The 12,650-nt window shown below is 59.2% G+C and carries 10 protein-coding genes; 2 read left to right on the top strand and 8 right to left on the bottom strand.

Annotated elements, in window-relative coordinates; genetic code table 11:
* Position 1 precedes the first annotated feature (1 nt).
* The 5 genes from E4T21_RS14405 to tmpA form a co-directional block, all read right to left on the bottom strand.
* On the bottom strand, positions 2 to 796 hold the full coding sequence (locus E4T21_RS14405; RefSeq protein WP_149285722.1) for an ABC transporter ATP-binding protein: 795 nt from the start codon (positions 794 to 796) through the stop codon (positions 2 to 4).
* Between the two features lie 7 nt (positions 797 to 803).
* A complete protein-coding gene (locus E4T21_RS14400; protein WP_149285721.1) occupies positions 804 to 2,009 on the bottom strand; it encodes a pyridoxal phosphate-dependent aminotransferase in 1,206 nt (401 codons plus the stop codon).
* An 81-nt stretch (positions 2,010 to 2,090) separates the two neighbouring features.
* Positions 2,091 to 3,686 carry a 5-guanidino-2-oxopentanoate decarboxylase gene (locus E4T21_RS14395; RefSeq protein WP_149285720.1) on the bottom strand — a complete coding sequence of 532 codons (1,596 nt, stop codon included), beginning with the start codon at positions 3,684 to 3,686 and terminating at the stop codon, positions 2,091 to 2,093.
* The gene (locus tag E4T21_RS14390; protein ID WP_149285719.1) at positions 3,686 to 4,270 is read right to left on the bottom strand and encodes an HD domain-containing protein; all 585 of its coding nucleotides are present in this window, start codon (positions 4,268 to 4,270) and stop codon (positions 3,686 to 3,688) included. The genes E4T21_RS14395 and E4T21_RS14390 overlap by 1 nt, the downstream gene beginning before the upstream one ends.
* Positions 4,267 to 5,406, bottom strand: a complete 1,140-nt coding sequence (gene tmpA / locus E4T21_RS14385; RefSeq protein ID WP_149285718.1) for a 2-trimethylaminoethylphosphonate dioxygenase — start codon at positions 5,404 to 5,406, stop codon at positions 4,267 to 4,269. The genes E4T21_RS14390 and tmpA overlap by 4 nt, the downstream gene beginning before the upstream one ends.
* A 163-nt stretch (positions 5,407 to 5,569) precedes the next feature.
* Here tmpA and E4T21_RS14380 point away from each other — a divergent pair, with 163 nt between their 5' ends.
* Together E4T21_RS14380 and E4T21_RS14375 are read left to right on the top strand one after the other, a co-directional pair.
* Complete coding sequence (locus E4T21_RS14380) at positions 5,570 to 6,568, top strand: GlxA family transcriptional regulator (protein WP_149287236.1); 999 nt, start codon at positions 5,570 to 5,572, stop codon at positions 6,566 to 6,568.
* 470 nt (positions 6,569 to 7,038) lie between these two features.
* Positions 7,039 to 7,656, top strand: a complete 618-nt coding sequence (locus E4T21_RS14375) for a sulfotransferase family 2 domain-containing protein (RefSeq protein ID WP_149285717.1) — start codon at positions 7,039 to 7,041, stop codon at positions 7,654 to 7,656.
* A gap of 215 nt (positions 7,657 to 7,871) precedes the next feature.
* Here E4T21_RS14375 and E4T21_RS14370 read toward each other — a convergent pair whose 3' ends face one another.
* The 3 genes from E4T21_RS14370 to E4T21_RS14360 form a co-directional block, all read right to left on the bottom strand.
* On the bottom strand, positions 7,872 to 9,119 hold the full coding sequence (locus E4T21_RS14370) for a TauD/TfdA family dioxygenase (protein ID WP_149285716.1): 1,248 nt from the start codon (positions 9,117 to 9,119) through the stop codon (positions 7,872 to 7,874).
* A gap of 143 nt (positions 9,120 to 9,262) precedes the next feature.
* Positions 9,263 to 10,225 carry a GlxA family transcriptional regulator gene (locus E4T21_RS14365; protein ID WP_149287235.1) on the bottom strand — a complete coding sequence of 321 codons (963 nt, stop codon included), beginning with the start codon at positions 10,223 to 10,225 and terminating at the stop codon, positions 9,263 to 9,265.
* 231 nt (positions 10,226 to 10,456) lie between these two features.
* The gene (locus E4T21_RS14360) at positions 10,457 to 12,523 is read right to left on the bottom strand and encodes an NADH:flavin oxidoreductase (protein ID WP_149285715.1); all 2,067 of its coding nucleotides are present in this window, start codon (positions 12,521 to 12,523) and stop codon (positions 10,457 to 10,459) included.
* Between the last annotated feature and the right edge of the window lie 127 nt (positions 12,524 to 12,650).

The following is a 12,650-nucleotide window of genomic DNA, read 5'->3' as shown; positions in this document are numbered from 1 at the left end:
ATCAGGCTGCCGGTGACACGAAGTGCTGGCAGCGAGGATCGTCGAAGACCTCGGAAGGTGCACCGGCGACACCGATGACGCCACGATCGAGATACACCACCTGGTCAGAAACTTCCCGAGCAAAAGCCATCTCGTGAGTGACCAGCACCATGGTCCGGCCTTCTCCGGCCAGGTCACGGATCACGCAGAGCACTTCGTTGACACGCTCCGGGTCGAGTGCCGAGGTTGGTTCATCGAACAGCAATAAGCGCGGTTCCATGGCGAGCGCACGGGCAATGGCCACGCGCTGCTGCTGGCCGCCAGAGAGATACCCCGGATAGGCATTGCGCTTGTCGGCCATGCCAACCCGTTCCAGATAGTGCTCGGCAACCTCGATGGCACGTCGGCGGGAAAGTCCCTGGACGCGCATTGGTGCTTCGGTGACATTGCCGAGTACGGTGAAGTGTGGCCATAGATTGAACTGCTGGAAGACCATGCTGACCTTGGCACGCAGACGTTGCAGCTGGCGCCGGTCCAGGCCGACGACGTCGCCCTGGGGATTGCGGTCGAAACGGATGGTTTCACCCGCAATCGCCAGATCGCCCTGGTCGGGGCGCTCCAGCAGATTGAGGCAACGCAGCAGGGTACTCTTGCCAGACCCGCTGGAGCCGATGATGGAAGTGACACTGCCCTCGGCAACCTCGAGGGAGACATCACGCAGCACCTCGAGATCGCCATAGTGCTTGACGAGGTGGCGGACTTGTACCGCTGGATTGGCGGTAGGGGGTGAAAGGTGAGCGTTGGACGATGATGTCATAGGCGACTCATTGGACGGTGGAAAGATGGCCGGTCTCTTCCAGCGCTGCTTCGGCGCAGCTGGCCAGACGGTGACAGGCGGCGGTCAGGCGGGCTTCTTTGACCGTCAGGCTCAGGCGGACAAAACCGGCCGCGGAGGGGCCGAAGGCCTCGCCAGAAAGTACCGATACTCCGTACTCGTCGAGTAGTCGGTCGGCAAAGGCTTGCGACGACAGCCTGGTGGCACGTATATCGATCATCAGGAACATCCCGGCTGCCGGCTTGATGACCTGCACGGCGGGGCAATTTGCGAGTGCTGCACATACCGTATCGCGCCGTGCGCGGTAGCTCTCGCGCATGGCCTTGAGTTGCGGGCTATTCCGATCCTGGATCAAGGCTTCCCGGGCAGCATCCTGGATGAAGTCCGGGCAGCCATAGAGCATGCATAGTGCCAGATTACCGAGGTGTTCGATCAGCGCTTCAGGACCGAATACCCAGCCCAGACGCCAGCCCGTCATGGCGTGAGATTTCGACAGACTGTCGATCACTATGCTGCGGTCTTTCAATCCTGGCAGAGAGGCGGCACAGACATACTCTCCCTCGAAGATCAGTTCGGCATATACCTCATCGGAAATCAGCCACAGGTCATGGCGCAGGCATAGTTCGGCGATGGCCTGCCAGGTATCGGCATCGATGAGCTGGCCAGTGGGGTTGTGAGGGCTGTTGAGCATGATCGCTCGGGTGCGCGGCGTGATGGCGGCTTCAATATCCGCCGCGTCGAGACGAAACCCACTGTCGCCGCGTAACGGAATGCGCATCATGCTGGCGCCGGTGGAGTGCAGTACCGCCTCATAGGTGACATAACAAGGTTCAGGGACGATGACTTCATCACCGGGATCAAGCAGGCACTGTGCCACAGCGTAGAGTCCACACTGGGCTCCGGCCAGCACGATCAACTGCTCGGGATGCGCCTCGACGCCACGTTGGCGATAGCGTTCGGCAATGGCCTGGCGCAACGCCGCCTTGCCCTGGATATCCGGATAGTGTGTGGCCCCGTTGCGCAGGCTTTCCACGGCGCTTTCGACTATCGCGGTCGGCGTGTCGAAATCAGGGTCGCCCACCGACAGCACAGTGATGTCCTCACCGGCTTCCAGGCGTGCCAGTGCACGATTGTGGATATTCCAGGCCGCGGCGCCTTCGCCAGCGATTCGTTCGGTCAGTCGGGAATAACGCATTGGGTGCTCACTGAATGCCATGGGTAGTGTGGTGGAAGAAAAAGTCGTGAATGAAAAAGTCGTGAATGAGCGAGTCCGCGATCATAAAGATGTCATCCAACTGGCCGCATCAACTTCGATGATCAACGCTGATGTCGCTTCTTCCAGTGTCGCCAAGGCTTCACTGAAGCTAGCCGGATCACTGACGTGGCGGTAGCGGCAGGTGAAGGCCTGTGCCATGGTCTGAAAATCCGGAGCTGCCAGGTCGACACCTAACTGTGGTACCTGATTCATGGCCATGTAGCGGCGTATCTCGTCGTAGCCGTCGTTGTTCCAGATCACCACGGCGACGGCCTTGCCCAGGTCGCGAGCCGTACCTAGTTCACCTAATACGAACTGCACGCCACCGTCTCCAACCAGGGCGACAACGGGATGATCGGGCTGGGCCAGGGCAGCCCCGAGTGCGGCAGGCAGGCCGTAGCCGAGGGTACCGAAGCCGGTGGCAGCATTGAACCAGCGGCGAGGTGCGGGCAGCGAGGCCAGGAAGTTGCCGGCATAGACCGGACCGGTGGAGTCTCCGACCACAATGGCTTCAGGCAGGCATTCACGTAGTGTCTTGAACAGTGGCACGTAGGGTGCGAGTTCGGGGTCGTCGGTGAGTGCCAGTTCCTTGCGCAGCGCCACGGCGCGATCGCTGCCACCACGTGATGCAGAGCCGGACAGCTGCTCGGCCAATGCGTGCATGGCCTGCTCCGCTTCGGCGAGCAGAGCAAGGTCGGCGGACTGGTTGCGGGCGAGCTGTTGAGGATCGATATCGATGCGAATCAGCCGTCCATCGAGGACAAAGCCGTCATCAAAGACTAGATCGTAATCGGTTTCGCCGAGCTCGGTGCCGATTGCCAGAACCACATCGGCTTCGCGGGCCAAGCGGCGTGCTGCAGGCAGGCTGGCTGTTGCTCCCAGGTCGAGGGGGTGGTCGAGTCCTAGTACACCTTTGGCATTGATGGTGGTGAATGTTGGAGCGTCGAGTCGTTCGACCAGATCGCGGGCGGCATCCGCAGCATTGCTGCATCCACCTCCCAACAGCACCAGTGGACGGGAGGCACTATCGAGCCATTCGGCAGCCAGTGCCATGGCTTCTGGCGCTGGTGCAGGTGGGAAGATACGAGGTGGTCGAGCCAGCTTGGCCGGAGCCGAAGCAGTCAGCACATCCAGGGGAATCTCGATATGTACGGGGCCGGGTCGCGCACTGGTAAACACCGCGAAGGCTCGGGCCAACACTTCAGGCAGGGCCTCTGGATCATGCAGGGTGTGACTGAACACACTGACACCTGCCAGCGTCTCACGCTGATTGGGCATTTCATGCAGGCGTCCCTGGCCACGGCCCAGAGAGGTGCGCTGGTTGACGCTGGAGAACACCAGCATTGGCACGGAGTCGGCCAGGGCCTGACCCATGGCCGTGGCAATGTTGGTCATGCCGGGGCCAGTGATGATGAAGCAGGCTGCAGGCTTGCCGCTGGCTCGTGCGTAACCATCGGCCATGAAACCGGCGCCTTGTTCATGACGCGGTGTGCAGTGACGCATTCGGCTCTCGCCCAGAGCTCGGTACAGTTCGATGGTGTGCACACCGGGAATGCCGAAGGCTGTGTCGACACCGTAGGTCTCGAGCAGTTGGATCAGTCGCTGGGCACAGTTCATCACTGTGTGTTCTCCTTGATCGGATCGGGGAGGCCACCAAAGGGAGGGCGTCCCAGGACCCGCTCCACCATGGGCACAAAGTGCTTGAGAGGCAGGGTGTCGTAGTCAGGATCGAAGCTCACCTGATCCCAGTGATCGCAGAAATATACTGTGCGCTCATACGCTGGGTGATCACGGAATTGCTCTCGGGCATGGCGATCCTGGCCAAAGTAATGGCGATAGTGATAGCCCTGAAAGAGTTCGTGGTGGCGAATCATCCAAGCGTTCAGGGGGTCGATGAAGGGCTCGAGGATACCTGCGGCGATCTCGGCATGATTGGCAGGTGCCAGGTCATCACCGATGTCATGAAGCAGGGCACACACGACCATTTCTTCATCGGCACCATCGCGCAGGGCGCGGGTGGCGGTCTGCAGACAGTGCTCGTAACGGTCTACCGGGTAGCCATGATGGTCGCCAGCCAGACGCTGGAGGTGCTCGAGCACCCGACGTGGGGCATCGGCCTGATAATCGCGAAAGCGGGCGTCGATCAGGTGCCATTCCTCGAGGTGGCTTTCATCGAAGCGGCGAAAGCTGGCCTGGTTCATGCGCTGACCTCCTGGCGCTGGTGGGCAGATAGTTGTTGACGCAACACCAGACGGCGACTGGCAGTGCTGTCACGGTCGACATAACCCTGGCGCAGGTGGCGTATCCCGCCGGAGAGCTGATAGGCGCGCCGACCATGAAGCAGGCGGTAATTGTCCATGATCAGCATCTGACCCGGCTCAAGCTTGAGGTGTAACGTCAACTCATCCGAGGTGATCAAACGATAGAAGGCCTGGCGTGCGGCATAGTAGTGTTCCAGCTCATCGGCAGGCAGTGCATCGACACGCTCGGTGCGGTTGGAGAAACGCACACGGGCCACACGGCCATGGCTATCGAGTTCGATCAGCGGTCCTTCGCCCTCCAGCCGGGTCGTGTCGTCATGGTAAAGGAAGCTTGGAGCGATACGCGTCAGGCATTCGAAGGCTTCGGGGCTGCGTTGCTTGAGTGCCAAGGCGGCCTGATAGCCATCGACTAGAGTGTTGTCTCCGCCATCGGCCGCATTGGTCAGGCAGTGCAGCCAGATGTAGCCAGGGATCGGGTCTCGATAGGGGTTATCCGTGTGCGGCTCGAGCCCCCGCTGCGTCATGGTCAGGTCATAGGCATTGGCCACTGACTTGACGTCGGCAATACCTCCCCAGTTGGTATGGCGTAGCGGTCCAATGCGATCGATCAGTGCCTGCATGCCGTCTTCTTGCGTGGGCACGTCCGATACCAGCACGAAACCGGTTCGATGCAGTTCCTCGAGCATGGCGAGTAACGCAGCGTCGTCCTGGAGTGCGGCGGCAAAGTTTGCTCTGGGTGGTTCCTCGAGGCGGCTGTCCCACAGGGTGCGTCCGGGGACGATAGTATCGGCCCTGTGGCAGGCAGCGAGCAGGTCCTGCAAGGAAAAGTCAGTGACATGGCCGTCACTGAAGCGCAGCTTCACATGGTCGCCTGCTCGTTCAGCGCTTTCCACCGCCAGATCAAGCGGCAGCTCGGCCGCCTCGATCAGGCGTTGGCCGGTGCGTGGATCCAGAGTGTCGGCGTCAGGGGCGCGTTCGCGCAGCCACAGAGCTGCGAATTCATGAGTCTGGTGGTTGGTGGCAAGGCTCAGTCGCTGTCCAGCCGAGGACAGCCACAGCATAGGGCTTGCGGTCATGACAAAGCTCCGGGGACGGAAACACTGATAAATACCTGTGCGGTCAAACACCGCGCGATAAAGCCGCATCCTTCGGCGCCGATACGCGACTGCTTTTACCCTAACGCCCCTATGCAGATATGATTTGCATAAATTCGCCTTATATTTGATATTTTTGGCCATGATGAGTGATACCGCCGATACCTGGCCCTATCCACGACCGGATTCGCCGCCTCTGCTGACCCCCGAGGAGGCCGAACATACTCTGGATGTGTGGCTATTGCCCAAGTTCTCGATGCTTAGCCTGTTCTGCCTGCTGGAACCGCTACGCGTTGCCAATCGCTTTGGTCGGGATCTGTTTGCCTGGAGGCTGCTGTCTGCCGATGGTGAAGGCGTGGTGGCCAGCAATGGTGTACGTATCGACGTGGATGATGAACTCAGTGCTGTGGCTGATGATGCGCAACTGATGGTGGTTTCATCCTATGAAGCAGAGGCGATGGTTCGTCTGCAGGATCATGCGGTGCTGCGCCGGGTCGCAGCGCACGGAGGTTGGCTGGGTGGCCTGGATACTGCACCATTCATCATGGCGCGGGCGGGGGTACTAGAAGGACATCGGGTGGCCATGCACTGGGAGAGCGTGCCGGCATTTCGCCGTGAATTTCCTCATCTAAAGGTTAGCCAGGCGCGCTTCGAGCTCGGTGCATCGCGGATGACCGGTGCAGGTGGGTCGGCGAGCATCGACATGATGCTGATGTGGCTGGAGCGAGTCTATGGACCGGCTTTGGCGAACGCGGTGGGGCGCCAACTCGTCCACCAACGCTCTAATGATGATCCTGTATCGAGTCAGGATGAACGCTATGTGCACTTGCCTCGTAGCGTATTGAGAGCGTTGGCCGTCATGGAAGCTAATCTAGCCCAGGCGTTGCCAATTCCCGAAATCTGTCGCCTGGTAGGGCAATCACAGCGTCAGTTGACACGCTGCTTCATGGCCCACCTGGGCGAGACGCCCAAGCAATGCTACCTGGGCATGCGGCTTGATCAGGCCCAGCGCCTGTTGGCCGACAGTCGTTGTCGAGTCACGGAAGCCGCCCTGGCGACCGGCTTCACTCATCTGGCCCATTTTTCCCGGACATACCGTTCCCGCTTCGGTGAGGCTCCCAGCGTGACGGCAGAACGCGGCTAACCTGAGACAGCATCTTCAGGTGCTGCAGGAGCATAGGAGTGATATCAGTGGTGTCCTGTCGAATGAATTCAGAAAGATCGGACTACAGTGGTAACACTCATCGAGACTGCCGCTGCAATTCGATGAGCTGTTGATGTGATATCGCAGTACTGAAGTTCGCTTGTCTGTGTCATGGATGGCACAACTCCCGGTGACTTGCGCCAGTGGGGCATGGTCAGGAAACAGGAAGCCTTTTGTTCCAGATATTGTCGCCATTAGCGGACACTGGGAGACACAAGTTGCTACCGACTAATACCTTCATCGTAACAATCAATCTGGTATGGTTGGTGGCTGGGCCAGATACAGGTATTCCATACGCTGCTTCGCATAGGATGCTGCAACAGTATGGTGCAGAGCTGATTCTCTTGTCTCTACCTGGGGCCCAAAGTGCTGCGGTTATTTCATGAATCCAGGATTATGAGTGTTGCCACATGATTTCACATCACCACAAGGCCATTTTTGTCCATATCCCGAAATGCGGTGGGCAATCAGTCGAAATGACATTTATGGAGGACTTGGGCCTTGATTGGGACAACAGAGCACCGCTGCTGTTGAGGGAGAGAGTGGAAGGGGAAAAGGCTCCGCCCCGACTGGCACACCTGACAGCCGATGAATATACAGAAAACTGCTACATCACACCGGAGATGTTCTCTGATTACTACAAGTTCACTGTAGTGCGAGACCCCTATGCCCGGTTGATTTCCACATACAACTACCTTGGTGTAAAGGAAGAGGTAAACGCTTTCATCTCACGGCTTGATAGCGTCTTTGAAGAGAAGAAAGGGCGTTACTGGTTCATGAAGCCGCAGGCAGACTTCCTTGTGTCAAAGGATGGCAAGCTGGCGGTTGATGAGGTGATAAAGCTGGAAGAGCTTTCTGCGAAATGGGCCGCCATTGCCGACAAGTTGAGGCTGAAAAATACCACCTTGCCACATGTCAACAAGAGCATGGTGAAAAAGGCATCCGTCTCGGACATTACCCCCGAATCAAGAGAGATCGTTTCTCGCCTGTTCGCCAAGGATTTTGCTCTGTTGGGTTATGAAAAATAGTCGGATTATGAAAAATAATCGGGTCATGAAACATCATTGACCTGATTTACCGCGCGCAGCCTATCGTCATGCCCCCGGTTCTGAACATGATCTCAGTTCCGGGGGCATGCTTGTTTCTGGTTGGTTCAACAGGCCACTGCATGCACCTGATGAGGGCATAAGCTGGTGTCAGCTAGTGGCACTGCTAGCTTTTAGCACTGTCGCTTGTAGTACTGTCAGCTTGTAGCACTATCAAGTAGACGACGTTGTCGGCGGGCGCGCAGGATCATGCGGTAACGCGAGCGAACTTCGTCGCGTTCCAGGTAGCAGCCTTGCAGCCAGCGATGGCCACTGTCGCCTTCGAAGGCGTCCCGGGCGTGGAGCAGGCGTCGGTTGTCAAAGATCACCAGGTCACCAGGCTGGTAGCTGAAGCGGATGGCGAAGCCGGGTTCGCGCAACAGGTGTTGCAGTGCCATCAAGGCTTCATAGGCAGGTTCCACCTCCTCGAAAGTGGCTTGCAATGGGCCGCGCAGGAAATCGGCGATACGTACTTCAAGCAGCTCTCCACGGGCATCCTGGCGAATCATTGGTGCGTGCCAGACGTAATCCGTGCTGCGAGAGGTGTTGGCGAAACGCCAGCGGACACGAGTCAGGGTGGTGTATGCCTCGGGGTGGCGCTGACGCAGCGCCTCGGCCACGGCGAAACCATCCAGCATCACTGCCTCACCACCTGCCACACTGTTTTCCAGGCAATGCAGGCACTGCAGACCGGGTTGATATTCGCGGGTCGGCAGGTCCACATGAGGTGGCAAGGCAATCGCGGTATAGGCATTGGAGTCCGGGTCAGGCTTGGCCCTGACGTCGAATAGCTCACCGAAGTTGGTGGGCCGCAATGGGCCGATCCTGTTGGCGATGGACTGCAGGGAACCGGGCTCGGTGGGTAGATTGCGCAAGCGTACCAGCCCCTTGCCCAGCAGGCTTTCCAGCGCCGGAGCCAGTACGGCTTCCTCGGCTTCAGCGCCGGGTGAGGTGTCGAGCAGGCCGCTGGCATCCAGGGTATCCGGGGCGCTACCTGGGCCTCCCCGCCAAGTGGTGACGGGAACCAGTGGCGCTTCGCCATCAGCAGCATTGTTGTCACAGACGTTGTCGTAGTCGTGGGCACGCAGCCAGCCTGGATGAAAGCGCAGGCGACGCTCTTCGGGCATGAAATCGATACACAGCGCACCGTGGGTATCGATTTGTGCATAGGCGATTTCCGGCCAGGCGGGGAGGGTGGAAAGGTCCAGGATGCGTTCTCGGGTTGCTGGATTCACCGTGGTGTCGTCAGCCGCATTCTCGCGCAGCCAGATGCTGTGGTAGCGGCTGATCACACCGTCGCTCCAGTGCACGGTGACCAGGCGAGGCGTGCTCTCCACATGCTTGATGCGGGACTCGACCGGCCAGGCATCGTAATCCGGTGTCAGGGGAAGGGCGGTGGTGGTCATGGAACCTCCTGGTGGCTGGCAAGTGCTGGGTGAGGCCAGCATGCCAGCGGCTGGAGGAACAAAAGCCACATGATTCGACAATGACTGTGCCAGATTCGACAGTTGCAGGACGCTTTTCTCAAGGCGTGAAGGATCGCTTAGGGTTACCGGTAATGCTGGCGCAACTGCCTGGGCGTCAGGAGATAGCGCTGGCGGAAGGCTCGGGTAAAGCTTGAGGCAGAGGCAAAGCCACTGGCCAGAGCGATGTCCATGACACCGTGGCGGGTTTCGAGCAGCAGTTGATGGGCGTGGCTGAGGCGACGTTCCCGATAGACATGCAGCGGGGATTGCCCCAGATAACGCTCGAAGAGGCGTTCGAGGCCACGCCAGGACAAGCCAAGCTCATTGGCCAGGGCCTGGATGCTCAACGGTGCTTCCAGATGCATTTCCATCAAGGCGATGGCGCGGTCGAGCATAGGATCAGCGCAGGGAGAAACAGGTGTATATCGCTGACGGCTGGCGGGCAGACGACCTTGATCGTGAATGAGTTGCTCACGTACCAGGCTGGCCAGTCGAGTGCCATGCCGGCGGGCAATCAGGTCCAGGCTCATGTCGATGGCAGAGCTGCCACCAGCGCAGGAGAAGCCTTCTGCCGAGACCTCATAAAGCGATTCGACCGCTTCGATATCCGGGAAGCGCTCGCGAAATTCTGGCAGGCTTTCCCAGTGCAGGGTGACGGTCTGCTCATTCAATAGACCCGCTGCGGCGAGCACGAAACAACCAGTATCCATCCCACCCAGCATGCAGCCAGCGTTGGCCCGTGCGTTCAGCCACTCCACCAATTCCGCATCGATGGCATTTTCCGGTGAAAAGCTTGCACATACGGCCAGGCTCGGGGTCATCGGAGCGTCATGCAGCGACCAGGTGGCAGCAAGTGTCATGTCGTTGGAAGCCGTGACCGGTGCGCCGTCCTTGCTGATGACTTCCCACTGGAACAACGTCTGGCCGCTGATGCGGTTGGCGATGCGCAGCGGCTCGATGGCCGAGAAGAAGGCCACCATGGCAAAACGCGGCAGCAAGAGAAAGCCGATGGATTCCGGTGCAGGGACATGAGGCTGTAAGCGCATGAAAAAGGCAACCGGCGGTGGGTGAAGGAATTGGCTGAAGGAACGGAAAGGTCTGGCAAGCGCTTGACCAGCCAGCTTGCCATAACCCCAGATCATCAATCTTCGGACGAAAAAGTCAATGTTGTCCGAGGAGGTGGATACCTGGACGTGACCGACACATACAACAAAGCGGCTTGGGCGCATCATGTGCGTAAAGCGTCATGTGCGCAAGGCGTCTGCTGGGGCATGAGGTTACAGGTCCTTGACCAGCCTGAGTGCATCATAAATGGCCGCATGGGTGTTGCGTGGTTCGACGGCATCGCCGATGCGGAACAGTTGGAACTTGCCGTCCTGGTGACGGATGACGGCCTGGGGACTGCCCACGATCAGATCTTCGTAATTCACTTCTCCACCATTGCTGGAATGGGGTTTCAGCTCGAAGTAGATATCGGCCATTGGCGTGATGCCGTAATTGACCACCACCTGATCGATGCGTCGCTCCTGGTCCAGGTCCTGCCGGTCCTGGGGGGACGGACCTTGAGGAAAATAATCACTGGTGATCCTGGCCAGCAGGGCATTGTCGTCCCGTTGCACGGACTTCAAGCGATAGGTCGGCGTGAAGGTGACATTGGGGCGCTGCAGGGAGCGCATGTAAGGCACCAGGTTCATGGCCATGATCTCTGCCGAGAAAGTCCTGTCTGGTGTCATGATCTCGAGTTGTGCTCCTGTTGCCGCGATGATCTCCGCTGCCTGCATGGCGGCATGGTCGCCAGCCTCGTCGAACAGTAGTACGTTCTGGCCTGGGGCGACATGTCCGGAAATCACATCCCATGTGGTGACCACTAGCTCGCTGCCCATGGCGGGCTGGTCTTCCTGGGGAAAGCCGCCGGTCGCCACGATGACCACATCCGGCTGTTCCTGAAGCACATCTTCGACTTCTGCCCAGACGTTGTAGCGGATCTCGACACCGAGCGCTTCGCAACGGGCGAGGCGCCAGTCGATGATGCCCATCATTTCACGTCGACGCTCGCTCTGTGCCGTCAGGCGTACCTGGCCGCCAGCATCACTGGAAGCCTCCAGCACGACGACATCATGTCCGCGCTCGCCAGCCACCCGGGCGGCTTCCAGGCCTGCGGGGCCGGCGCCGATGATCACCACCCGGCGCTTGTGCGCTGCCTTGGGAATGGTGTGCGGCATGGTGGTTTCGCGGCCGGTGGCAGCATTGTGGATGCAGTAGGCAGCACCGCCCTGGTAAATGCGATCGAGACAGTAGTTGGCCCCGACACAAGGGCGAATCTCTTCTTCGCGTCCCTCCATGATCTTGCGCACGATATGCGGGTCGGCCATGTGGGCACGGGTCATGCCTATCATGTCGACTGTACCGGAAGAGATGGCGTAGCGGGCCGTAGCGACATCCTGAATCTTGGCGCCATGGAAGGTGGGGAAGTCCACCTGGCGACGTATTTCACCGGCAAATTCCAGGTGCGGGGCGCTGGGCATGCCTTGAATGGGGATGACATCCGTCAGCCCGGCATCGGTATCGATATGGCCGCGGACCACGTTGAGGAAATCCACCAGGCCACTGTCTTTCAGGCGTCGGGAAATCTCCATGCCATCGCTGGCGGTCAGCCCGCCTGGCAGCATCTCATCACCGGTGTAGCGCACACCGACAAGAAACTTCTCGCCGACTCGCTGGCGAATGGCATGCAACACCTCGAAGGTGAAACGCAGCCGGTTATCGAGGTCACCCCCATAAGGCCCTTCGAGGGTATTGGTCAGTGGCGACCAGAACTGATCCATCAAATGGCCATAGGCCTGCAGTTCAATGCCATCAAGTCCGGCGGCATGCATGCGTTCGGCGGCATCGGCATAGTCGCGAATCAGACGCTCGATATCCCAGTCCTCGACCTGCTTGGGAAAGGCCCGGTGCGATGCTTCGCGACGGTGAGAGGATGACACCGCTGGCAACCAATCCCCCTTGTCCCAACGCGTGCGTCGGCCCAGGTGAGTCAACTGGATCATGACTGCCGTGCCGTGCTCATGACAAGCATCGGTCAGTTCGCGCATCCAGGGGACCACCTCGTCCTTGTAGGCCAGGATGTTGTTGAAGACAGGCGGGCTGTCCTTGGATACCGCTGCCGACCCGGCGGTCATGGTCAGGCCGATGCCTGCCTTGGCCCGCTCGACGTGATAGGCACGATAAAGCTCCTTGGGCATGCCGTCTTCAGGATAGGCAGGCTCGTGGGAGGTCATCATCAGCCGGTTCTTCAAGGTCAAGTGCTTGAGTTGAAAGGGGGTCAGCAGCGGATCGTTAGTCATGGTCAGTTCTCTATCTTGCGGGCTCGTCTTTCAGGCTTTGTTTTTAGAGCTTGGTCTTTCAGGGCTTTTGTCTTTCAGGGCTTAGTTTTTCAGAGCGTTGTCTTTCAGAGCGTTGTCTTGTTGTGTG

The sequence above is a fragment of the Halomonas binhaiensis genome (genome assembly GCF_008329985.2).
GTDB lineage: Bacteria > Pseudomonadota > Gammaproteobacteria > Pseudomonadales > Halomonadaceae > Halomonas > Halomonas binhaiensis.
The sequence above is the reverse complement of the archived record's forward strand: the minus strand, read 5'-3'. Positions and strand labels throughout refer to the sequence as shown.